The sequence below is a fragment of the Sinorhizobium mexicanum genome (genome assembly GCF_013488225.1).
Classification (GTDB): domain Bacteria; phylum Pseudomonadota; class Alphaproteobacteria; order Rhizobiales; family Rhizobiaceae; genus Sinorhizobium; species Sinorhizobium mexicanum.
In genome coordinates, this window is the sequence record NZ_CP041238.1 from 1,163,294 (window position 1) to 1,184,852 (window position 21,559).

The 21,559-nt window shown below is 61.4% G+C and carries 21 protein-coding genes and 1 pseudogene; 16 read left to right on the forward strand and 6 right to left on the reverse strand.

Annotation, left to right across the window (positions count from 1 at the left end; translation table 11 throughout):
• Positions 1-6 precede the first annotated feature (6 nt).
• Together FKV68_RS05440 and FKV68_RS05445 are read left to right on the forward strand one after the other, a co-directional pair.
• Entirely contained in the window at positions 7-366 is a 360-nt protein-coding gene (locus FKV68_RS05440; RefSeq protein ID WP_180941413.1) for a DUF1491 family protein, read from the forward strand.
• Between the two features lie 237 nt (positions 367-603).
• Positions 604-1,454: pseudogene (locus FKV68_RS05445) on the forward strand (transposase).
• Positions 1,455-1,460: 6 nt separating this feature from the next.
• On the opposite strand, the gene FKV68_RS05450 reads toward FKV68_RS05445, so the two are convergent.
• Positions 1,461-2,528 carry a DUF2336 domain-containing protein gene (locus FKV68_RS05450; protein WP_180941414.1) on the reverse strand — a complete coding sequence of 356 codons (1,068 nt, stop codon included), beginning with the start codon at positions 2,526-2,528 and terminating at the stop codon, positions 1,461-1,463.
• Positions 2,529-2,795: 267 nt separating this feature from the next.
• On the opposite strand from FKV68_RS05450, the gene FKV68_RS05455 reads away from it, so the two are divergent.
• Together FKV68_RS05455 and FKV68_RS05460 are read left to right on the forward strand one after the other, a co-directional pair.
• Positions 2,796-3,401 carry an SH3 domain-containing protein gene (locus FKV68_RS05455; protein ID WP_180940505.1) on the forward strand — a complete coding sequence of 202 codons (606 nt, stop codon included), beginning with the start codon at positions 2,796-2,798 and terminating at the stop codon, positions 3,399-3,401.
• Positions 3,402-3,590: 189 nt separating this feature from the next.
• Positions 3,591-3,875 (forward strand): hypothetical protein, encoded by a 285-nt coding sequence (locus FKV68_RS05460; protein WP_180940506.1) that lies wholly within the window; start codon positions 3,591-3,593, stop codon positions 3,873-3,875.
• Between the two features lie 765 nt (positions 3,876-4,640).
• Here the strand turns inward: FKV68_RS05460 and FKV68_RS05465 are convergent.
• The 3 genes from FKV68_RS05465 to FKV68_RS05475 form a co-directional block, all read right to left on the reverse strand.
• Positions 4,641-5,186 carry a DUF1254 domain-containing protein gene (locus FKV68_RS05465; protein ID WP_180940507.1) on the reverse strand — a complete coding sequence of 182 codons (546 nt, stop codon included), beginning with the start codon at positions 5,184-5,186 and terminating at the stop codon, positions 4,641-4,643.
• The gene (locus FKV68_RS05470; protein WP_180941415.1) at positions 5,179-5,766 is read right to left on the reverse strand and encodes a DUF1214 domain-containing protein; all 588 of its coding nucleotides are present in this window, start codon (positions 5,764-5,766) and stop codon (positions 5,179-5,181) included. The genes FKV68_RS05465 and FKV68_RS05470 overlap by 8 nt, the downstream gene beginning before the upstream one ends.
• 96 nt (positions 5,767-5,862) lie before the next feature.
• Entirely contained in the window at positions 5,863-8,076 is a 2,214-nt protein-coding gene (locus FKV68_RS05475; protein WP_246452549.1) for a transglycosylase domain-containing protein, read from the reverse strand.
• Between the two features lie 153 nt (positions 8,077-8,229).
• Here FKV68_RS05475 and FKV68_RS05480 point away from each other — a divergent pair, with 153 nt between their 5' ends.
• Positions 8,230-8,697 (forward strand): YcgN family cysteine cluster protein, encoded by a 468-nt coding sequence (locus FKV68_RS05480; protein WP_180941416.1) that lies wholly within the window; start codon positions 8,230-8,232, stop codon positions 8,695-8,697.
• 124 nt (positions 8,698-8,821) lie between these two features.
• On the opposite strand, the gene FKV68_RS05485 is transcribed toward FKV68_RS05480, so the two are convergent.
• Together FKV68_RS05485 and FKV68_RS05490 are read right to left on the reverse strand one after the other, a co-directional pair.
• Positions 8,822-9,157: an MmcQ/YjbR family DNA-binding protein gene (locus FKV68_RS05485; protein WP_180940509.1), complete on the reverse strand. Its 336-nt coding sequence runs from the start codon at positions 9,155-9,157 to the stop codon at positions 8,822-8,824.
• Between the two features lie 140 nt (positions 9,158-9,297).
• The gene (locus tag FKV68_RS05490; RefSeq protein ID WP_180940510.1) at positions 9,298-9,438 is read right to left on the reverse strand and encodes a hypothetical protein; all 141 of its coding nucleotides are present in this window, start codon (positions 9,436-9,438) and stop codon (positions 9,298-9,300) included.
• A 659-nt stretch (positions 9,439-10,097) separates the two neighbouring features.
• Here FKV68_RS05490 and feuN point away from each other — a divergent pair.
• The 11 genes from feuN to FKV68_RS05545 all read left to right on the forward strand — a co-directional run bounded on the left by feuN (position 10,098) and on the right by FKV68_RS05545 (position 21,558).
• Complete coding sequence (gene feuN / locus FKV68_RS05495) at positions 10,098-10,349, forward strand: two-component system FeuPQ modulator FeuN (RefSeq protein WP_180940511.1); 252 nt, start codon at positions 10,098-10,100, stop codon at positions 10,347-10,349.
• Between the two features lie 41 nt (positions 10,350-10,390).
• Positions 10,391-11,062, forward strand: coding sequence for a two-component system response regulator FeuP (gene feuP, locus FKV68_RS05500; RefSeq protein ID WP_136504056.1), 672 nt, complete (start codon positions 10,391-10,393; stop codon positions 11,060-11,062).
• Positions 11,052-12,437, forward strand: a complete 1,386-nt coding sequence (locus FKV68_RS05505) for an ATP-binding protein (RefSeq protein WP_180940512.1) — start codon at positions 11,052-11,054, stop codon at positions 12,435-12,437. The genes feuP and FKV68_RS05505 overlap by 11 nt, the downstream gene beginning before the upstream one ends.
• A 180-nt stretch (positions 12,438-12,617) precedes the next feature.
• A complete protein-coding gene (locus tag FKV68_RS05510) occupies positions 12,618-13,064 on the forward strand; it encodes a hypothetical protein (RefSeq protein ID WP_245181255.1) in 447 nt (148 codons plus the stop codon).
• 142 nt (positions 13,065-13,206) lie between these two features.
• The gene (ccmI, locus tag FKV68_RS05515) at positions 13,207-14,352 is read left to right on the forward strand and encodes a c-type cytochrome biogenesis protein CcmI (RefSeq protein ID WP_180940514.1); all 1,146 of its coding nucleotides are present in this window, start codon (positions 13,207-13,209) and stop codon (positions 14,350-14,352) included.
• Complete coding sequence (gene ccmE, locus FKV68_RS05520) at positions 14,349-14,801, forward strand: cytochrome c maturation protein CcmE (protein WP_180940515.1); 453 nt, start codon at positions 14,349-14,351, stop codon at positions 14,799-14,801. Before ccmI ends, ccmE begins: the two co-directional genes overlap by 4 nt.
• Positions 14,798-16,786 carry a heme lyase CcmF/NrfE family subunit gene (locus tag FKV68_RS05525; RefSeq protein ID WP_180940516.1) on the forward strand — a complete coding sequence of 663 codons (1,989 nt, stop codon included), beginning with the start codon at positions 14,798-14,800 and terminating at the stop codon, positions 16,784-16,786. Before ccmE ends, FKV68_RS05525 begins: the two co-directional genes overlap by 4 nt.
• Positions 16,783-17,238: a cytochrome c-type biogenesis protein gene (locus tag FKV68_RS05530; protein WP_180940517.1), complete on the forward strand. Its 456-nt coding sequence runs from the start codon at positions 16,783-16,785 to the stop codon at positions 17,236-17,238. The genes FKV68_RS05525 and FKV68_RS05530 overlap by 4 nt, the downstream gene beginning before the upstream one ends.
• Before the next feature lie 345 nt (positions 17,239-17,583).
• Complete coding sequence (locus FKV68_RS05535; RefSeq protein ID WP_180940518.1) at positions 17,584-19,152, forward strand: Do family serine endopeptidase; 1,569 nt, start codon at positions 17,584-17,586, stop codon at positions 19,150-19,152.
• Positions 19,153-19,456: 304 nt separating this feature from the next.
• On the forward strand, positions 19,457-20,155 hold the full coding sequence (locus tag FKV68_RS05540; protein ID WP_180940519.1) for a response regulator transcription factor: 699 nt from the start codon (positions 19,457-19,459) through the stop codon (positions 20,153-20,155).
• On the forward strand, positions 20,152-21,558 hold the full coding sequence (locus FKV68_RS05545; RefSeq protein WP_180940520.1) for a sensor histidine kinase: 1,407 nt from the start codon (positions 20,152-20,154) through the stop codon (positions 21,556-21,558). The genes FKV68_RS05540 and FKV68_RS05545 overlap by 4 nt, the downstream gene beginning before the upstream one ends.
• The last annotated feature ends 1 nt before the right edge of the window (position 21,559 follow it).

The window sequence follows — 21,559 nt, forward strand, 5'->3', positions numbered from 1 at the left end:
CCTCGCATGCGCCTCAAATCCGATATCTTCGTGTCCTCCCTGCTACGCCGCGTCTTTGCCCTCGGCGGCTATGCCGCGGTGCTGCGCAAGGGTGCCCAAGAAGCCGGCGCAATCTTCATTCGCCAGCGCTCGCGGTTCGGGGTCGAGACTCTCTATGCGCCCGCGCCGCAGAACTTCTTCGAAGATGAAGCCGATACGGGTCGCAAGTTCGAGATACGAATGCAGAATACGGATGCGGACCACATCGACAGCGCGCTTTCCTCCGAGATCCGTTTCGATCCTGATTGCTGGATTGTCGAAATCGAACTGGACGCTTGCGACGGTCTCTTCGAGGTCGTGGCTGCCGATGTCGGTCCCCGGCGATAGGCGCGACGGCTCGTTAACAGAAGGCGCCAAGCGCGGTTACAGCGTCCTTGGTGCGTCCTTCAGGACGCACCAAGGACGCTGTAAGTCTCTGAATCCACGCATCGTGCTTTCCGAGAATCGATTCCGATTTTCGGGCCGATGCGCTAGAGCGGTTCCGGCTTTGACTGAATCGGAGGGGATTCCGTTTTAGTCAATTTTGTGATTCAAGATGTTGGCTGGAGCGGAGGCCAGCATCTGATGACGCGACCTCTTTCGAACGATCTTCGTGAACGTGTTGTTGGCGCGGTTGAGGCCGGCGAAAGCTGCCGATCGGTGGCGGCTCGTTTCGGCATTGCCGTATCGTCGGCGGTGAAGTGGTCTCAGCGCTATCGATCGAGCGGGTCTGTGGCGCCCGGCAAGATGGGCGGCCACCGCAGGCATGTGCTGGAGCCGCACCGTGCGTTCATCGCGGAGCGGATCAACCAGACGCCGCATTTGTCGCTGCATAGGCTGAAGGAAGAGCTGGCGGCGCGTGGGGTGAAGGTCTCGCACGATACGGTGTGGCGGTTCCTGCGCCGCGAGGGGCTGCGGTTCAAAAAAAACACTGATCGCCCTTGAGCAGGCCCGTGCCGATATTGCCCGCCGGCGGCAACGCTGGCGCGCCTGGCAGTCCGGTCTCGATCCGAGGCGGCTGGTGTTCATTGACGAAACCTGGATCAAGACCAACATGGCGCCGCTCTATGGCTGGGCCCCGCGAGGCAAGCGCCTGCGCGGCTTTGCCCCGCACGGCCTATGTTGCGCAACAGCTCGTGCCCGTGCTCGAACCCGGCGACATCGTCATCATGGACAATCTCGGCTCCCATAAGTCGACCGCCGTCCGGCAGATGATCCGAGCCGCCGGCGCAAGGCTCTGGTATCTACCGCCATACTCGCCCGATCTAAACCCGATCGAGCAAGCCTTCGCCAAAATCAAACACTGGATGCGGGCGGCGCAGAAGCGAACCGTCGAGGAGACATGGCAACACCTCGGCAGCCTCGTCTCCTCAGTTCAACCCGACGAATGCAGCAACTACTTCGCCAACGCCGGATATGCTTCCGTCAAAACCTGAAACGCTCTAGCGTCTGCCCAATCCTCGTATGGGCTGGGGGGTGCTGCGATGGGCGACGGCCGGACGAGCCTCTTGCTGGCGGGGGTCGGCGCCGCGATTGTCGCCGAGATAGGCCTCGTGGCGGGCCGGCTCTGTGGCTCCATGCTCATCCGCACGCAGCCAAGCCTCGACCCGCTCGACACTGGCTTTCCTCGCAACCGTCTCGATCATCGCTGTGGCGCGCGTGCCGCCGCCGAGCCTTTCGGAAAGATGCGGATAGAGCGCCTCGAGCAGCGAATTCATCTCGCCGGCGGGGAGCTCAAGTGCAGAAAGGGTCACGGCGAGTTGCTGGCCTGAGATGTCGAGAAGGATCCGCTCTGCGAGCGCTCGGCTCGATCGCAATGCGTCGGCGAGAGCCGAAGCGAAGAGAACCGCTTCGCCACTGCGGGCAAACCGCATGAGCAACGCCTGGTGGAACTCGTCGATTGGCCGGACGCGGGACGTGCCTGCTCGCGGCTCGGCCCGCACCAATGCCTTGATTTCCTCGCGTAGCTTGTCTTCGCGAGCGATGCGATCGGAAGAAGTGCTGTCTCCGGTCGGCGGCGGGCCTACGGCGTCGGTCCTCGGCTGATTCGCACCCAGCTGCCCGTTCGGATATACGGTCTGGTGGTGCTCGACCAGCGCATCGACGACCGACGGTGAAAGATTTTCGCGGTGCGCGATTGCGCTGGCATGGGCCGCTCCCTGCCGGCGGATGATGGAAATCAGCACCCGATCGGAAATTGCTTTCGATCGGGTCAGAAAGGTAGCGGCAATGGCAATCGGCATGCTGCCGATCAGCAGGGCGACCGGCTCGGGCACGTGCGCACATTGCGAAAGGGCGGCGGTCACCTGACGACGGGCCTCGTCGCTCGATCCGAGGAAAAGCGGTTCGAACAACTCGGCAAACTGCTTCATGTCCGACTTGCGCGGGATGCGAAGGCTCTCGAAGCCGGTGACGGTCGCCATCAGCACGACGTCCTTCAGTCGGCCCGTTTGCCGCCTCTCCAACTCACGAAACCGGTTCGTCACAATTTGTCCTTGCACGCAAAACACGATCGCCATCGCCGATGGCCCGGAACGGCACACGTCATCAAAAATAGATCTAAAACGTTAGCGTAGCATTAACTATGGACGTTGGGGCTTTATTCAGGCTTGCGGCACTGTCGTGGCGACGCGGAATTTTCCTTGATCCACAGAGGTCGGACCTCCGGGCTGCTTTCAGCCTTAAAAACTCCACATGCACTTCTATTTGATCCGCAAATCGGTGAAGCGCTGGTGCCAGCCGAAGGGCCCAAGGTGGCCCTCTATGGAGATAGATCTGTGAAAGATGCGTTTTTTCGGGCGGCCGCTGTTTGTGCGCTCTTGCTCGTCCCGGCGGTAGCCAAGGCTGCGCAAGGTTTTGCAACGGCCAATGTCAACATGCGGTCGGGGCCAAGCACACGCTATCCGGCCGTGACCGTCATCCCCGCCGGCGAGTCGGTGGAGATTCACGGCTGCCTGGCGGACCTGCCGTGGTGCGATGTTTCGTTCTACAGCGGGCGCGGTTGGGTTGCCGGCCGATATGTGCAGGCCATCTACCGTAGCAACAGGGTTTATCTGGAGCCGGAGTATTATCGCCCGCTCGGCATTCCCACGGTCGTCTTCCAGTTCGATGGCTATTGGGACCGCAACTACAGGGGCCGCGACTTCTATCGTGACCGTGACCGCTGGCGCCGTGGTCCCGACTGGGCCGGAGAACGGGACCGGCGTGACTGGGAGCGACAGCGTGCGTGGGATCGTCGCGAATGGGAACGCAGGCAAGTGAGCGAGGATCGCCGGGAATGGGAGCGTGACCGCGACGACGAGCGTCGTGAACGGCGCCGTGACAACGAAATGCGCGTGGTTCCGGAGTGTGGTTTTGACGATCGTCTGTGCGAGAACGACTGAAGCGCCATGCCGTCTGTCGGCGGCGAAGATCGGGGTACGACACGCAGGTTGTGAGAACGGCTAGAGACGTTTCGAGACGGCGGGCGGCAATGGCCGTCCGCTCGTTTTGGTTCGGCCCATTTGCGTCGCATCGCGGGAACCAATCCCGCTTCGACGCGTTGACATCGCGCGAAGAAGAGGAGTGACGAAATGGCGGAGAAGAAGCTGGCAGCCGTTGGGGCGGAAATCGATGCTGAAGCACGCAGTGCGAGCGCGCAGGCGGAACTGGAAGCACAGATTGCAGACCTGAGAACGGAGATTACTCGGCTCACCGAGACGGTTTCGGCCATTAGCACTGGCGCAAAGGCGGTTGTGCAGGGCGAAGCGGAGTTGATGACGGAGCGCGTCCGTGAACGCGTCCGTGAGGAGCCGATATCGAGCCTGCTGACGATCGCGGGTGTTGCATTCCTGTTTGGGCTGCTTGCGAGACGCTGATCGCTCTCAAACACTGGAATAGAGGACCAAAAGAGGGGGAAGCACGATGAGCTTAAGATAGTGTTAACTTGGCTATGGCTCAATCAGGACGGACCGGCTATCATCGGTCCGCATCTGATGTGAACCCCCAAACAACGTCCGGGCCACCGGAAGAAGGAGCAGATGAGAACGGCGCGTCTGTCCAAAGAATGTAACCTTTGGAATATGCGTCAGCCCGATTTGCGGGCAGGGTGAAATCGGTACGGTAGTTCATCCGTCTCATGGAAATATGGAGACGAGCATGGCAGACGTAATCAGAATGCAGGACCGCAGGGTCCAAAAGCCGCGAAGGCGGCCCGTGAAATCAGGCAGCGCCACTGTGTTGTTGTTTACAGGTATCCGTTACGAGCGTCTCGACGGTCGTGGACCACAGCCCACGGCGCCGGCTGGACCGCGGGTGAAGAAGCAGTAGTTTGATTGTAGTGTACGGCATTGCCGCCCACGCGGGCGCGGCCGCGTGACTTAAGTTGTCACTTCAATGCCCGGGATACCGGGCGCCTCCACCAATCGTCGACGATAATGCCATCCGGAACGCCCGGGCGATGGACCTTCCGGTTTTGCCCGGCAATCAAACGTACCTCCGACATTTGCGCGCCCGTTGAATGTTCCTTTAAATCGTAGGCGATTCAGGGCTCAGAACATGTAGCATTCAAGATGCAGCGGCGTCCTCAGCGCGGCTGATGACGCGCCGTGCTGTCGAGGAAGCGGCGGCGCGGCGGTATTGCGTTAACGCCGGAAGGGCTCGCAGCTCGACTCGGTCAGGAAATTGCGAACCTGTTCCTCGAAGCTGTCGAGCGGGGCAAGAGCTCGCAGAACCGCATAACCTTCGTCGTCCTTCATCTCGATCATGATGGACTGAGCCAGCGTTTCGGGGGGCGACTTGCGCAATTCGACAAGTTGGATCGGCGTGGCGACGACCAGGTCGAGGCTGCCGTTGACGGCCGTATGATCGTTCATGCTGAACACTTCGTTCGAGTTGCTGTCGAAGACGGCAAGCGACCAGAACGGCACCGTGCCGCGGGCGATGAAGCGCGCGGGCGCCTCCGCGATCGAAAAGCTGCAGACGGCGGTTCGCAGATAAGGGTCGCTGTTGTCGAGCCCGGTTACCCCCGGCTCGGCCGTCAGTGGGAAGAAGCTGTCCATCTCGAGAAGGCCGAGAACGCGCGTGTAGGCGTCTCGACCGGTGAATTGCGGTAGGGCGAGCACGATAATGATGTGCAGTAGAGCCGCGCCAAACAGGCCGACGAGAATGGCGAACAGCGTGCTACGCATTTCCGCACCCCGTCTTGACGATTTTCGGCATCGCAAGATCGATCAACCCTGAGGAGCCGGCGGTCGGTGTGTCGAGCAGGGTCAGTACAAGTTTAAAGCTGCCGTTGTGGCGGATGGCGAGCCAGTTTTCCGGGTGCGCGACGGGCGAGGCGTGAACGACGAAACTGCTGTTTTCGGCGCGCAGCACCGTCCAGGAGTTCACCGCCGAAGGCAGGTCCGGTCCGGGCCGCAAGGTCACGCCCTCCGAGGTCGTCGCATAGAGGGTCCAGAAACGGGCCGGCGGCGTCATGCCCGAAATATCGTAGGAGCAGGTAGCAGATAGCCGCGCGCCGTTGTCGTCGGTCGCAGCCGTGAAAATCAGCCCTTCGGCGCCTCCAAAGAGCAATTCGCCGGCGCGGGCGCGATGCGCCTTGGCGTAGGGGTCCGCGGCCGCCGTCTGTGCCTCGGGGAAAGCGACCCAGGGGCCGATCGCGATCGAGCCGAAGCCGACGGTCGCCTTCAGTGCCCAGACAGCCGAAGTGATTCCGCCGCCAAAGGCGACGATCAGAGCGAGTGCGACGAAGAGGGGAATGCGAAACAAGGAGCGGCTCAATCGTATCTCGTTTGCCTGGCAATTTGCGGAAGCCACGCGGCATGACCGGTTCGTTCGTCAAGGAAAGGATTTGTGACTACAAAGTCAATTGCTTGTGGCATTCGTCGTAACGCGGTCGCGGGAGTTGCTCGTCGGCGCCTCAAGCACTGCGACCCTGCCGGAGTTCTTTTCCGGTGCTTTGAGCGGGGACGCTTTCTCGAACGTCGCGCCGATCGCTTTCAACAGCTTGGTCACCTCGGCGGAAAGGGAACGGGGGCGAACAAGCGGCGGAAGGGCATTTTCATCCTCGTCGCGCTTCGCATCCGCCACCGCCTCCGGTTTCTTGGTGGCGTCGGGAAGCGGGTTGTCGATGCCGGGGATCGCGCGGTGCTCGATGCCCTGTTCTGCATAGTCCATCAACCGTTTGAAGGTCATGGCCGGCAACGAACCGCCGGTCATCTCATCGGTCGATGTATAGTCGTCATTGCCGAACCAGACAGCGGTCGTGTAGTCGCCGGTGAAGCCGATAAACCAGGCATCGCGATAGGCCTGCGTGGTGCCGGTCTTCCCGCCGGTAACGATGCCGTTGTCGAGGGCTGCGCGTCGCGCAGTGCCTATCACCGGAATCTGGGTGAGAATGCGGTTCATCGACGAGACTGCCTGCTCGCTCAGAACCCGTTGCGGCCGAGGCGCATCGCGGCCGAAATCGTAAAGGATGTCGCCATCGTAGTTGAGGATCTGGCTGATGCCATGTCGCCGCGACTGCAGGCCGCCCGCAGGAAAGACAGCATACGCCGTCGCCTGGTCGAGCACGGTCACCTCGGAGGTGCCGAGCGGCATGGTCTTGTCGGTGCGGATGGGTGTTTCGACGCCCATCTTCTTTGCCGTGGCGGCAATAATCTCGGTGCCGAGCTTGTCCTTGGCGAGGCGGACAGGGACGGTGTTGATCGATCTCGCCAGCGCGTTCATCAAGGTGACCCGGCCGGCATACTTGCGAGCGTAGTTCTGCGGCGACCAGCCACGCCACGTGATCGGCGCGTCGACGACCACCGTTTCCGGTGTCATGCCCTTTTCCATCGCCGCGGCGTAGGTATATACCTTGAAGGAGGAGCCCGGCTGCCGCAGCGCCCGTGTTGCGCGATTGAACTGGCTTTCGCCGTAGTCGCGGCCGCCGACCATGGCACGTACGGCACCGCCGTTTTCGACCATCACCACAGCGCCCTGCTTCACCTTGTAACTTTCGCCATATTGCCGGAGGCTCGACTCGACCGAGTCCTCCGCTGCCTGTTGCAGACCCATATCGATCGTCGTGCGCACGATCAGGGAGTGTTGCGCGAAGGGGGCAGCGATACGCTGGACTTCGTCAAAAGCCCAGTCGAGGAAGAAGTCGGGCGCCTTGACCTGGGCGCGATCGATCACGGTCGCGGGATTAAGGCGAGCGGCAATCACTTGGCCCTCAGTCATCAGGCCGCCCTGAACCATGTTGGTGAGAACCTCATTGGCGCGGCCGCGTGCGGCCGGCAGGTTCACGTGCGGCGCATAGCGGGCCGGAGCCTTGAAAAGGCCCGCGAGCATGGCGGATTCGGCGAGATTGATGTCGGTGATCGCCTTGCCGAAATAGAACTGCGCGGCTGCGGCCGCTCCGAAGGTGCCGCCGCCCATATAGGCGCGGTCGAGGTAGAGACGAAGGATTTCCTTCTTTGACAGGTTGCATTCCAGCCAGACGGCGAGGAAGGCTTCCTTTATCTTGCGTTCGATCGTGCGTTCGTTCGACAGGAACAGGTTCTTGGCAAGCTGCTGGGTGAGGGTCGAGCCGCCCTGGACCACGCCTCCCGCCCGGGCGTTCTCGGTCATGGCGCGCGCCAGACCGAGAAAATCGATGCCCCAGTGATCGAAGAAACGCCGATCCTCGGTGGCGAGAACCGCCTTGATGAGATGGTCCGGCAGTTCGTCGATCGGGGCCGAGTCTTCGTGGATAATGCCGCGGTGGCCGATATCATTGCCGTAACGGTCGAGGAAGGTCACCGCAAAGTCGCTCTGGGCGCGCCAATTGCCTTTTGTTTCCTCAAACGCCGGAAGGGCCAGAGCCAGCATCAGCACTGAGCCGGCCGTCCCCCACGTTGCCGCTTCACCAAGCACTTCGAAAAGCGCTCTCTTCCAGCCGCGTACGCGAAAGCGCCGGAAGAAGATGGTCGTCTCTTCCCACCATTCAGCCAGCCGGAATCCGGCATTCCACACCGTCGAGTCGATCCAGGAATCGATTCTGAGAAAGATGTGTCGCCTCTTCGGCCGGTTATCCTCTTTCCTCGGTTCCTGCACGGCGTTCTCGTCCCGAAGGTTCGCTTGCCCCACAATGATATTTGCACGGCGCGAGTTTCCAATCTACTTGCATATCGTGCTGCCGGCCTTAAAAAACCGGCAATGTTCTGCAAATCTTCCATGTCGGCATGGAACGGACGAAAGTGTGACATGATGGGCGAAATGCCTTTCTGGAAAACCAAAAGCCTTGAAGAAATGAGCAATGCCGAGTGGGAAAGCCTCTGCGACGGCTGCGGCCTCTGTTGCCTGAACAAGCTCGAGGACTGGGATACGGGCGAGATCGCCTGGACGTCGATCCGCTGTACTCTGCTCGACGGTGACAGCTGTCGCTGCAAGGATTACGACAATAGGCAGGCGACTGTGCCCGACTGCATCCAGCTGACTCCAAAGGTGGTACATGAGATCTCATGGCTGCCGCCGACCTGCGCCTATCGGCTGATCGGCGAGGGAAGGGATCTCTATTGGTGGCATCCGCTCGTCTCCGGCGACCCGGAAACCGTCCACGCGGCCGGCATATCCGTGCGTGGGCGCACGGTCGCGGAGGACGGTATCGATGTTGAGGATTATGAGGACTACCTGGTTACCTGGCCCCTGGAAGTAGGGCTGGAAGTGGCGCGCTAATGCATGTCGCCCCAGAGGTTTTTGGACGACGACATGCGTGAAAACAAAGACCTAACGCGCACGTCCGGAACCGCGTCGTTTCAAAGAGTGAGATCAATTCACGGTTTCAATGAGGGGCCAAGGATCAGCCGCCGCCGTTCTTCTTCACAAGGCTTTTAGGCGCGACGTTGCGCCATGCGGTTTCCATGGTCTGCCGGACAAGCGATTCGTCGGCGTCGGCGAAATAGAATGAAGTCCAGCCGCGCTCTCCCCAGCCGCCGGGCACCGCGGCGCAAACTCCGGGCTCCATTTCCAGCAACATGCGCTGTTGATCGGGGGTGAATTTGAACACCGCGCGACCCGCCTCCGGCAGCGACATGAAAATCCGCTTGCCCACACGAAAATCCCGTGTTCCGAAATGGGCATTCTCTTGCGTTCCGGGCAGGCTGAGCGCCAGCTTTTCGAGCTCTTCGGTCAGCATGGCAAAAGAGTAGCATGGAATTCTGGATTGGTAAAAAGGCCGCAACGGCTCTGTCATCGACCGTTAGGAGGAGCCCCGGCGCCTTCTTTGTGGAGTGGCATCGCTGGGCGAAGGGCGTTCGTTCAGCGATGCAGGGATTGTCATTCTGCAGGCGGAACGGGCTTTTCTGCAGTCTCGCCAGCCGTGCGCATCGCGCGCCACTCGTTCTCGAAACGATCGAGAAGCGATTGCGGAATCCTGGATTGCGGTAGTGCGGGCTGTTTGTTTGCGAGCGTCTGCATCCGTTTCTCCTGGCTTCATGCTAGTTCAAGGATACATGACCATTTCACATCGTAAATACTTTGTAAATCAGTGGTTTAAATCATTTAAACGATTGAAAAACCTTTAAATCGATTAGTGTTTCGACTGTCCCAAAAATTTATTTTTGAGCGCCCTGGACGAGGGAACGCAACCGGAAAACGGTGCGTTTTCACGTCCTTGAACATAAGTACGGACTTACTTCCGGAGATCGCGGATTCGGCCTCTGAAGCATCGGACTCAATTCTTGAGAAAACGGCCGCAAGCCACTCAGATGAATCGCGAATTCGGGAAGAGCGCCCGAGCCTCCAGAAACGGCGCGGTTACGGTTCGTGTCCTCGTAAGCATTCTTCCGACAACGCCGCTGTCCGTGGCGGTGGCCGAAGGGGCGGCACCACTGCATACTTCCTTAAATCGTAGCCGATTTTGAAATGCTACAGCCTCCGTTGCGCGTCTGATTAGACGCGTGGCGCTGTAGGTCGTGCGATCTTTCGCAACCGAAGGAATCGTTGCAATCTACGGTCGTTTTCTCAAGTGCCGGTACAGTCGCCGGGGAGGCGTCTGCATCCGACATTCATTTGCCATTCAGCCTGTATCAGTTAATGATTTTCGCCATGATGCTTCCCAAGTCGAAAGTGCGTTCATGTCTTCACCAGTGATCATAGCCGCGCTTGCCGCAGGCCTCGCGGGCTTGTCGCCGCCTGCCATCAACGTGCCTTCGGCTGTTGTCCGCGCGGCTGGCGATTGCAGCGCTGCCGCCGCGCAAGTGGTTGCCGAGACGGGTGGAGAACTGCTCTCCGCCCAGCCGACATCCGACGGCCAATGCGTGATCACGGTGCTTATCCCGGGCAACGGTGGGCGGCCGAAGAAGGTAACGGTGAAGGTGCCGATGTAGGCCGCTTGCGGGTGACCTACGAGCAAGGGAAATGAACGCAGATGCGCATTCTTATAGTCGAGGACGACGCCAACCTGAACAGGCAGCTCGCCGACGCGTTGAAAGAGGCCGGCTACGTCGTCGACCAGGCCTTCGACGGTGAGGAGGGCCACTATCTTGGTGATGCGGAACCCTATGACGCGGTGATCCTCGACATCGGCCTGCCGGAGATGGACGGCATTACCGTTCTCGAGAAGTGGCGCGGCGACGGCAAGACCATGCCGGTCCTGATTTTGACCGCACGCGACCGCTGGAGTGACAAGGTGGCCGGTATCGACGCCGGCGCCGATGACTATGTGGCGAAGCCCTTCCACGTGGAGGAGGTGCTTGCCAGGATCCGCGCATTGATCCGCCGAGCCGCGGGACATGCGAGTTCGGAGATCGTCTGCGGTCCGGTGCGGCTCGATACGAAGGGCTCCAAGGCGACCGTTCGCGGCGTGCCGCTGAAGCTCACGTCGCATGAGTTCCGGCTGCTCTCCTACCTGATGCACCATATGGGGCAGGTGGTGTCGCGCACGGAACTGGTCGAGCACATGTATGATCAGGATTTCGACCGGGACTCCAACACGATCGAAGTGTTCGTCGGCCGGTTGCGCAAGAAGATCGGCAACGACCTGATCGAAACGGTCCGCGGCCTCGGATATCGCATGCAAGCGCCCGGCAATGGCAATTAGATCACTCACGGCCCGGGTACTGGCGGTTTCGACCGTTTGGGCCGTCGTCGCCCTCGTTGTGATCGGAGTGGTTATCTCCGCGCTGTACAGACAGGGGTCTGAGCGCGGCTTTCAGGATCTGCTGCGCGCACAGCTCTACAACGTCATCAACTCGATTTCCGTCAACGAGAAGGCGGTTCTGACCGGTAGCCCGCAACTCGGGGACCTCCGGTTCTCCCAGCCCCAAACCGGATGGTACTGGATCGTCGAACCAATCGGTGAATTTGATACGCCGCCACTCTTGTCGACGTCTCTCGGCTCCGCGAAACTACCGATCGCCAGTGTCGACGAGGTTCCCTTCGATATTCGCTACGAGCGCTTCTACACGACCATGGACCCGTTCGGAAACGAGGTCGAGGTCGCCGAGACCGAGGTCGTGCTCGACATTCAGGGGCATGCCGCCCGCTTCCGGGTCGCAGGCAATCGCGATGTGCTGGAGGCGGATATTGATCGCTTCACCCGCAATCTCACCATCGCGCTATCCATCTTCGGCCTCGGCGGCCTTGGCGTCAACGCGCTGACGATCCTGTTCGGTCTCAGACCGCTCGACCAGGTGCGCCGCTCGCTTGAAAAGATCCGCGCGGGCGAGAGCGAACGCCTGGACGGTGCTTTCCCGCGTGAGATCCAGCCGCTTGCCAACGAGGTGAATGCGCTGATCGACAGCAATCGCCGTATCATCGAGCGGGCGCGCATGCAGGTCGGCAACCTTGCCCATTCGCTGAAGACACCGATCGCGGTTCTGCTCAACGAAGCGCGCGTGTTGGAAGTACCGCATGGGGAATTGGTGAAGACGCAGGCCGACGCAATGCAGACCCAGGTGCAAATCTATCTCAGCCGCGCGCGTATCGCCGCGCAGCGGGGCTCGATCCTCGCCAGGACCGAGGCCCAGCCCGCGCTCGAGCGGCTTGTCCGGGTGATGCGGCGCCTCAATCCGGATAGGCAGTTCAGCCTGTCGATCAATCCCCCGGGTTTGATATTGGCGATGGAGCAGCAGGACGTCGAGGAAACGGTCGGCAACTTGCTCGAAAACGCCGCGCGACACGCACGCGAGCATGTGTGGCTGAGTGTGCGGCCCGCCCCGGAAGATGTGCACGGTAAGGATCAGGGCCGGCACTGGATCGTACTCGACGTCGATGACGACGGTCCGGGGCTAAATCCGGATCAGATCGCCTTGGCAATGAAGCGCGGCAAGCGGCTCGATGAGAGCAAGCCCGGTACCGGGCTGGGACTTTCGATCGTGAGCGAGATTGTCGGAGAGTACCAGGGCACGATCGAACTTTCGCGGCGCGACGAAGGCGGATTGCGGGCCCAACTCGTTCTGCCGGCTGCGGTTTAGCGGCCACACCGCGGCTGAAAATGCCGATGCCCTGGGAGGGTATGGTTGCCTGACGCGCCGGGGAGTGCAAAAAGAAAATCGACGGGGTGCCACCTCTTCGCCGCCGGATGTGCGGGACGGCGGAGAAGGTGGTTTGCGGTGAAGTTGAGTTGTCGGGGGATCATGAGGAACCACGCAGTAATGGCACGAACCTTTGTCGCCAGCGGCAGGATCGCCGTCATCGCGTCTGCCGTCGCGCTGGCTGGTTGCGGCACGGCATCGAACGGCCAGCGTGGGGCGGTCTCGGGTCTTTCGGCGACCGCAACGCGAGGAGCGTCGTCGACAGCCTATATCGCGGCGCTGCAGGGTGGCATCATCGCGCGCCTTGATGGCATCGATCTCGGAAAGTCCGATCGGCAGAGAGCTCTCGAGGCCGAATACCGGGCGCTGGAAGCAGCGCCAGGCGGGCAGCCGGTCGTGTGGGAGGGGCGTGGTGTCAGCGGGTCCGTCGTCGCCGCGGCGCCCTTTCAGGTTGGTTCGCAGAATTGCCGGCAATACAGCCATACGGTGACCGTCAAAGGGCAGCAAACGACCGCGCGTGGAGCGGCGTGTCGCAATTCCGATGGAACCTGGACGCCGCTGACATAAGCTTGCAGCGTTACTTCGGTGACGCGCCTTCGGCGGCCAAACTAGCGAGATATGCGGGCGACCTTGCGGCGAAACGCCTCAAATCTCCGTCATTGCCAGTTTTCGAGTTGGAATGGCACGGGGCTCATAGTATTTCCCCTCCATGTTGTTTTGGATCCTTGTCGCTATCTTGACGGCGGCAGCCGCTGTCGTACTCGTTCTCCCGCTGATGCGGGCAGCGGCGCCGCTTTCGTCGCCCCACAGCCATGACATCGAAGTTTATCGCGACCAGCTCGAGGAAGTGACGCGGGATCGGAAGTCCGGCCTGATCAGTGGCGAGGACGCGGAACTCGCCAGGGCCGAGATTGCGCGCCGGCTGCTTGCGGCGAGCGCCGCGGACGCGCCCGTCCAGCAGAGTGATGCGAAATCCCTGCGCTCGAACCGCATTGCGCAGTTCTTCGTTCTTGCCTGTCTTCCGGCCGTGGGGCTTTGCCTCTATCTCCTCACCGGCAGTCCCGGCGTGCCGGCGCAACCGCTTGCAGCCAGACTTGCCAATCCGGGTGACGATATCAACATTTTGATTGCGCGGGCCGAGAACCATCTCGCGGCCAACCCGGGCGATGGCCAGGGTTGGGACCTGCTAGCGCCGATCTACATGCGCAGCGGCCGGGTCGAGGATGCGGTTGCCGCCTACGACCAGGCGATCCGCCTGCTCGGGCCGACTCCCGCCAGACTCGGCGGTTATGCGGAAGCGTTGATCGTGCAGTCCGGCGGCCTGGTGACGGCCGATGCGCAGGAAGCCTTGAAGAAGTCGCTTGCCCTTGACCCCAACGATCCGCGCTCGGAGTTCTATCTGGCTCTCGGCCTCAAGCAGGAGGGTAAACAGCAGGATGCGCTCGCCGCGTTCCGCAAGCTTGCCGGCAACTCTCCTGCGGAAGCGCCTTGGCTGCCGTTGGTGAACCAGCACATCGCGGAGCTCTCCGCCGGTCAGGCGCCTGCCGGCAATACGATGCCCGCCAACCCGACCTCCGAGGACATGGCGGCCGCCGCGCAGATGGACGCCGGCGATCGCCAGGCCATGATCCGCGGCATGGTCGACAGCCTGTCGAGCAAACTGAAGGAAGATCCCGCGAACTTCGAAGGATGGATGCGCCTGGTCCGCTCCTACGTTGTGCTTGATCAAAGAGACAAGGCGCGCGACGCTCTACAGCAAGGGCTGAAGGCTTTCCCGCCCACCGGGGATCAGGGGAAGCAATTGTTGGCTCTCGGCCGCGAACTCGGCATCGACGCGGACGGAGAAGAAGAATGACACGCAAGCAGAAACGGTTGGCGATCATCGGCGGTGGCGTCAGCTTCTTGGTCGCCGCCGTCTTCCTGGTGATGTTCGCCTTCAGCCAGGCGGTCGCCTACTTCTATGTTCCCGGCGATCTCGCAAAGGCTGGCCTTGCGCCAGGAACGCGCATTCGCCTCGGCGGCCTCGTCGAAACCGGTTCGCTCAAGCGTGGCGAGGGCAAGACCATAACCTTCAACGTTACCGATACGCTCGGAACGGTACCGGTTACCTATACCGGCATCCTGCCCGACCTCTTCCGCGAGGGGCAGGGCGTTGTGGCCGAGGGCGCTTTTGTTGCAGGCAGCCCCGTGTTCGTCGCCGATACGGTGCTCGCCAAGCACGATGAAACCTATATGCCGAAAGACGTCGCGGATCGCCTGAAGGCCCAGGGTGTCGCGCTGGGCGGCAAGGAAAACATCCAATGATCATCGAGATCGGGCATTATGCGCTGGTGCTGGCGCTCGCGACAGCCTTCGTACAGGCGATCCTGCCGATCGCCGGAGCGCGGCGCGGTGACAAAGCGCTGATGGAACTCGCATCGAGCGCGGCGCTCGTCTGCGCCTTGCTCGTCGCCTTCTCCTTTGCGGTGCTGACCTTCGCCTATGTGACCTCCGACTTCTCCGTACGGAACGTCTGGGAGAATTCGCATTCGCTCAAGCCTTTGATCTACAAGATTTCCGGCGTGTGGGGGAACCACGAGGGATCGATGCTGTTGTGGCTGTTGATCCTCGTTTTCTTTTCCGCCCTTGTCGCGCTTTTCGGCCGCAACCTGCCGGAAACGCTGAAGGCAACCGTGCTCGCCGTACAGGCCTGGATCGCGGCCGCCTTCGCGCTCTTCATCCTGCTGACGTCCAATCCCTTTGCCCGCCTCATTCCGGCGCCGGGCGAGGGCAAGGACCTGAATCCCGTGCTGCAGGACGTCGGCCTCGCCATCCATCCGCCCTTGCTCTACCTCGGTTATGTCGGCTTTTCCGTCTGTTTTTCCTTTGCGATCGCAGCACTGATCGAGGGCCGCATCGACGCAGCATGGGCGCGTTGGGTGCGTCCATGGACGCTTGCCGCCTGGACCTTCCTGACGGCCGGCATCGCCATGGGCTCCTACTGGGCCTATTACGAGCTCGGCTGGGGGGGCTGGTGGTTCTGGGACCCGGTCGAAAATGCCTCCTTCATGCCGTGGCTCGCGGGCACGGCGCTGCTGCACTCGGCGCTGGTGATGGAAAAGCGCGAGGCGCTGAAGATCTGGACCGTGCTGCTGGCGATCATGACCTTCTCCCTGTCGTTGCTCGGTACCTTCCTCGTCCGTTCTGGCGTGCTCACGTCCGTGCATGCTTTTGCGACCGATCCCACGCGCGGGATCTTCATTCTCGCTATTCTCGTCGTCTTCATTGGCGGCGCGTTTTCGCTCTTTGCGTTCCGGGCATCCCGCCTGAAGTCCGGAGGGCTTTTTGCGCCGATCTCGCGCGAAGGCGCGCTGGTCCTCAATAACCTCATTCTCACGACGGCGGCAGCGACGGTGCTCACCGGCACGCTCTATCCCCTGGTCCTTGAAGCCCTGACGGGGGAAAAGATCTCGGTCGGTGCACCGTTCTTCAACATGACCTTCGGCCTGTTGATGCTGCCGCTGCTCTGCGCAGTTCCGTTCGGACCGCTGCTTGCCTGGAAGCGCGGCGATCTCACAGGTGCTGCCCAGCGCTTGTTCGTTGCGGCCGCGACCGGGCTCTTTGTCGCTGCGGTCTATTACTACGCAATGAATGGTGGCCCCGTACTCGCTCTGCTCGGCATTGCGCTTGGCGTCTATCTGATCGCGGGCGCGTTGACCGATCTCATTCTGCGTTCCGGTATCGGCAAAGTGGCTGGCAGCGTTGCGTGGAAGCGGCTGTCCGGCCTGCCGCGCTCTGCCTTCGGCACAGCACTCGCCCATGCGGGACTCGGCGTCACGTTGATCGGCATCGTCGCCGTCACCGGCTTTGAGACCGAGACGGTTGTCGAGATGAAGCCGGGCATGATGGTGGAGGCCGGCGGCTATACCCTGCGCTTCGACGGCATGCGACCAGGGCGCGGACCGAACTATACCGAGGAAACCGGGCATTTCACGGTCAGCCGGGGCGGCGTAGCGGTCACTGAAATCTGGTCGTCGAAGCGGCTCTATACGGCGCGCCGGATGCCGACCACGGAGGCCGGAATTCGGACCTTTGGCCTCAGCCAGCTCTATGTTTCTCTCGGCGATCAGATGACGGACGGCGGTATCGTCGTGCGTGTCTGGTGGAAGCCGCTGATCCTTTGCATCTGGGGCGGAGCGCTGATCATGATGGCGGGCGGCGTTGTCTCCCTCAGTGACCGCCGCTTGCGGGTTGGGGCGCCGTCGCGCGCCAAGAGAGCCACGCGGCTCGCCTTGGGGGCAGCCGAATGATCCGTTTGCTCTTTGCGCTTTTCCTGAGCCTTTCTTCCGTATTGCCCGCGCTGGCGGTCAATCCGGATGAAGTGCTTGCGGATCCGGCACTCGAAGCGCGCGCGCGGGCGATCTCGGCGAAGCTTCGCTGCATGGTCTGCCAGAACCAGTCGATCGACGACTCCAATGCCGAACTCGCCAAGGATTTGCGGGTGCTGGTGCGCGAACGGTTGACGAATGGCGACACGGACGAAGCGGTGATTGCCTATGTCGTCTCCCGCTACGGTGAATTCGTGCTGTTGAAGCCGCGTTTCGAGGCAAAGACCGTAATCCTTTGGGGCATGCCGGTCATCCTGCTTCTCTGCGGCGGGGTTGCCCTCGTTGTGGCTGCGCGCCGACGCAGCGCTGGTACGCCCGGCGCGCCGCTTTCCGACAAGGAAAAGGAAGAGCTCGATAAGCTCTTGAGGTCCTAGGGCATCGTTCCCCAAACGCCCTGGGCTCTGAGGATCGCGTCTTGAGCGATGGGTCAAGGCGCATAGACGGTTTCGGATATTCGAAACGAAGTATCGCGCCGTTCCACACGGCACTGAATGGTCCCTCCCTCCTGCTTCGTGCGAACATTACCAAATATTCATCTGCCGGACAGAACTCAGTAAGGTCCCGTCCGTTAAACCTTTCGTCATCGGCTGTTCCTCCAGTCGCAGCCAAGCGGGCAGTTCCCCAGACGCCAAATACCGTTTGGGAAGGTGCTCGTAATCAAGGTTTTGAAGCCGCTTGCCGATGGGCACCGGCTTCATGGAAGAGAGAAGGCAAAACGCATGTCCAAGATCAAAACCCTGCGTCCGTCCCTGAAGACGGTTCTGAAAACCTCCACCGTCGCCGGCCTCGCGGCAGTCATGCTGACCAGCGGCCTGCCGGCCCAGATTTCGCAGTCCTTCGCCGAAGCCGTGAAGGCAGAGGCCCCCTCGGTTCCGAGCTTCGCGAATGTCGTTGATGCGGTTTCGCCGGCTGTCGTTTCCGTTCGTGTGCAGTCGCGCGTGAACACTTCCGACGATGAATCCAGCAACTTCAGCTTCGACTTCGGCGGCCGCGGCTTTGAAGATCTGCCCGATGATCATCCGCTGAAGCGCTTCTTCCGCGAGTTCGGCGGCCCGCGTGGCGATGGTGGCGGTGATCGTGCCGAGCGTCGCCCCGATCGTCGTGGCCCGCACGCCGAGGGTCGCCTTCGTCCGCGAGGTCAGGGCTCCGGCTTCTTCATCACCGAAGACGGTTACCTCGTAACCAACAACCATGTCGTTTCCGATGGCTCCGCCTTCACGGTCATCCTGAATGACGGAACGGAACTTGATGCCAAGCTGGTCGGTAAGGACAGCCGCACGGATCTTGCCGTACTCAAGGTCGATGACAAGCGCAAGTTCACCTATGTGAGCTTCGCGGACGACAGCAAGGTGCGCGTCGGCGATTGGGTCGTCGCAGTCGGCAACCCGTTTGGCCTGGGCGGAACGGTGACGGCCGGTATCGTCTCGGCTCGCGGCCGCGACATCGGCTCCGGCCCCTATGACGACTACTTGCAGGTCGACGCTGCTGTGAACCGCGGCAACTCCGGTGGCCCGACGTTCAACCTTTCGGGTGAGGTTGTCGGCATCAACACCGCGATCCTCGCCCCGTCGGGTGGCAATGTCGGCATCGCCTTCGCGATCCCCGCATCCGTCGCCAAGGACGTCGTCAATGACCTCATGAAGGATGGCAGCGTCTCGCGCGGTTGGCTTGGCGTTCAGATCCAGCCGGTGACGAAGGACATCGCCGATTCGCTCGGCCTCTCCGAGGCAAGCGGCGCTCTGGTCGTAGAACCGCAGGCCGGTTCTCCGGGCGAAAAGGCCGGGATCAAGAAGGGTGATGTGGTGACGGCGCTCAATGGTGAGCCGATCAACGATCCGCGCGATCTCGCCCGCAAGGTCGCTGCAATGCGCCCGGGTTCTTCTGCCGACGTAACTCTGTGGCGCGATGGCAAGTCGCAAAGCGTCAAGCTTGAAATCGGCAACCTGCCGAACGAGGCCAACGACGCCGTGCAGCCGAAGGATGAGCAGTCCGAGCAGAGCCCGCCGGCCAGTGATGAAGCGCTTGCCGATCTCGGCGTGACGGTGACGCCTTCCGACGACGGCACGGGCGTGACGATTTCTTCCGTCGATCCGGACTCGGACGCCAGCGACCGTGGTCTGAAGGAAGGTGAGAAAATCGTCACCGTCAACAATCAGGACGTGAAGTCCGCGGACGACATCCTCAAGGTGATCAATAACGCCAAGAAGGATGGCCGGACCAAGGCGCTCTTCCAGATCCAAACCGACGACGGCAGCCGCTTTGTCGCGCTTCCGATCGACCAAGGCTGATAACGCGGCCATCGAAGGATTGGAGTGGGTCGCCCCGCTCCAATCCATTCTGACCGATCGCGGTGATGGGTCGGCACAATCCGCAAATCACCATGATCCAACTGTGCCGCGACGTCCGAGTGATTTCGCGGCGCTTTTCGTTCGGACCGAAGCGAAGGTTGCCACGGCGCCGCTGCGTGATTTCCCTGGATCGAAATCGTGCAGTTATTCTGAGAGCCTCAGCGACCTTTTCATGCCTCATCAGACGCATGGCGCTGGAGGCGCCGGAACCGAAACCGGTTGAGACAGACAGGGATCCGGGACTATGGTCACGCGCATGAAGATTCTGATTATTGAAGACGACCTCGAGGCGGCGGCCTATCTGGCGAAGGCGTTTCGCGAGGCCGGCATTGTTTCCGACCATGCCAGCGACGGCGAGGGCGGGCTGTTCATGGCGAGCGAGAATGCCTATGACGTGCTGGTGGTCGATCGTATGCTTCCGCGCCGTGACGGCCTGTCGCTGATCACCGAACTGAGGCGGCGGGATGTCCACACGCCCGTCCTCATTCTCTCGGCGCTCGGCCAGGTGGACGACCGCGTCACAGGCCTGCGCGCCGGCGGCGACGATTATCTTCCGAAGCCCTACGCGTTCAACGAGCTTCTCGCGCGGGTCGAGGTACTCGGCCGCCGCAAGGGCGCGCCCGAACAGGATATGGTCTACCGCGTCGGCGACCTCGAACTCGACCGCCTCGCCCACTCGGTTCGACGGCAGGGCAAGGAAATCCCGTTGCAACCGCGCGAATTCCGGCTGCTCGAATACCTCATGAAGAATGCGGGCCAGGTCGTGACGAGGACGATGCTGCTTGAAAACGTATGGGATTACCATTTCGATCCGCAAACCAATGTGATTGACGTACACGTCTCGCGTCTGCGCTCGAAGATAGAAAAGGATTTCGACATACCGCTGCTGAGGACGGTTCGTGGCGCCGGTTACATGATCAAGGACGACCGGACTGAGACATGAGCAAACTCAGGGTTCTGTTCAGAACGACGGCAGTCCGGCTCTCCGCACTCTACCTTATTCTCTTTTCCCTCTGCGCGATCTTCCTCGTCTTCTACGTGACGGGCATGTCCGAGCGGTTGCTCGAACAGCAGACGCGCGACGCCATCCGTGCCGAAGTGAGCCAGATCGAGGCCGTCTACGAGCGCGCCGGCATGAATGGTCTGCTTCGCTCGCTCGAACGACGTGCACGCCAGCCGGGCGCCAATCTTTATGTGATCGCCGGTCCGAGCGGAGAGATCCTCGCGGGCAACGTGGCTGGCCTGCAGCCGGGCCTGCTTGACGACGAAGGCTGGAAGTCAGAGCCGTTCCATTACCGGCGGTTTACCGACGAAAGCCGCGGGGAGAGCCACGTGGCGCTTGCCCAGGTTCTTTTGCTCGACAATGGGCTGAGAATTCTTGTCGGCCACGATCTTCAGGAGCCGGAGAAGTTCCGCGTGCTCGTGCGCCAGGCGCTGGTGGTTGCCCTGGGTGTGATGGGCCTTGGTGCGCTCGTCATCTGGTTCGGCATCGGTCGAAACGCCCTGAAGCGCATTGACCGAATGTCCGAGGCCAGCACGAAGATCATGGCCGGTGATCTCTCGCAGCGTCTGCCGACGAGCGGCTCGGGCGACGAGTTCGATCGGCTTTCGGAATCGCTCAACGCGATGCTCGGGCGAATCGAGAAGCTGAACGAAGGGCTGAGGCAGGTCTCCGATAACATCGCCCACGACCTCAAGACGCCGCTGACGCGCCTGCGCAACAAGGCCGAAGCCGCGCTCTCCAGCAGGGAGGACGGAAGCCAGAGTGGCGCGCTCGAGGAAATCATCGCCGAATCTGACCAGTTGATCCGCACGTTCAATGCGCTCTTGATGATCTCTCGGGTCGAGGCGGGGTCCGCTGTCGCCGAGATGAGCGACGTCGATCTTTCCCAGATCGTCGCCGATTGCGTCGAGCTTTACGAGCCCGCGGCCGAGGACAAGGCGTTGAAACTGGAAGCGGATGTCCCGCCGGGTGTTGTGATCTCGGGGAATCGCGAACTGATCGGTCAGGCGCTTGGAAACCTGATGGACAATGCGGTCAAATATGCCGAGGGAGCTTCAAATCCCCTGATCCGGGTGGCTATGACCAAGAGTGGAAACGAGGCAGTGCTGACGGTCGCGGATCACGGTCCCGGCATCCCGGAAGATATGTACCGCGAGGTGTTGAAGCGCTTTGTTCGTCTGGATGAAAGCCGTTCGAAACCGGGGACCGGTCTTGGCCTCTCGCTTGTCGAGGCCGTGATGGAGATGCACCGAGGCTCGCTCACGCTCAGTGCGACCGATCCGGAAGAGAAAGATGGCAAGGGACTAACGGTTCGCATGGTTTTCCCGGCTCGCGCGACCTGAT

Excerpts from the sequence above, each read along its gene's own strand:
- FKV68_RS05440 (WP_180941413.1), top strand. The coding sequence starts at position 7 with ATGCGCCTCAAATCCGATATCTTCGTGTCCTCCCTGCTACGCCGCGTC.
- FKV68_RS05460 (WP_180940506.1), top strand. The coding sequence starts at position 3,591 with ATGGCGGAGAAGAAGCTGGCAGCCGTTGGGGCGGAAATCGATGCTGAA.
- FKV68_RS05465 (WP_180940507.1), bottom strand. The coding sequence starts at position 5,186 with ATGCGTAGCACGCTGTTCGCCATTCTCGTCGGCCTGTTTGGCGCGGCT.
- FKV68_RS05480 (WP_180941416.1), top strand. The coding sequence starts at position 8,230 with ATGGGCGAAATGCCTTTCTGGAAAACCAAAAGCCTTGAAGAAATGAGC.
- FKV68_RS05485 (WP_180940509.1), bottom strand. The coding sequence starts at position 9,157 with ATGCTGACCGAAGAGCTCGAAAAGCTGGCGCTCAGCCTGCCCGGAACG.
- FKV68_RS05490 (WP_180940510.1), bottom strand. The coding sequence starts at position 9,438 with ATGCAGACGCTCGCAAACAAACAGCCCGCACTACCGCAATCCAGGATT.
- feuN (WP_180940511.1), top strand. The coding sequence starts at position 10,098 with ATGTCTTCACCAGTGATCATAGCCGCGCTTGCCGCAGGCCTCGCGGGC.
- feuP (WP_136504056.1), top strand. The coding sequence starts at position 10,391 with ATGCGCATTCTTATAGTCGAGGACGACGCCAACCTGAACAGGCAGCTC.
- FKV68_RS05505 (WP_180940512.1), top strand. The coding sequence starts at position 11,052 with ATGGCAATTAGATCACTCACGGCCCGGGTACTGGCGGTTTCGACCGTT.
- FKV68_RS05510 (WP_245181255.1), top strand. The coding sequence starts at position 12,618 with ATGGCACGAACCTTTGTCGCCAGCGGCAGGATCGCCGTCATCGCGTCT.
- ccmI (WP_180940514.1), top strand. The coding sequence starts at position 13,207 with ATGTTGTTTTGGATCCTTGTCGCTATCTTGACGGCGGCAGCCGCTGTC.
- ccmE (WP_180940515.1), top strand. The coding sequence starts at position 14,349 with ATGACACGCAAGCAGAAACGGTTGGCGATCATCGGCGGTGGCGTCAGC.
- FKV68_RS05525 (WP_180940516.1), top strand. The coding sequence starts at position 14,798 with ATGATCATCGAGATCGGGCATTATGCGCTGGTGCTGGCGCTCGCGACA.
- FKV68_RS05530 (WP_180940517.1), top strand. The coding sequence starts at position 16,783 with ATGATCCGTTTGCTCTTTGCGCTTTTCCTGAGCCTTTCTTCCGTATTG.
- FKV68_RS05535 (WP_180940518.1), top strand. The coding sequence starts at position 17,584 with ATGTCCAAGATCAAAACCCTGCGTCCGTCCCTGAAGACGGTTCTGAAA.
- FKV68_RS05540 (WP_180940519.1), top strand. The coding sequence starts at position 19,457 with ATGGTCACGCGCATGAAGATTCTGATTATTGAAGACGACCTCGAGGCG.
- FKV68_RS05545 (WP_180940520.1), top strand. The coding sequence starts at position 20,152 with ATGAGCAAACTCAGGGTTCTGTTCAGAACGACGGCAGTCCGGCTCTCC.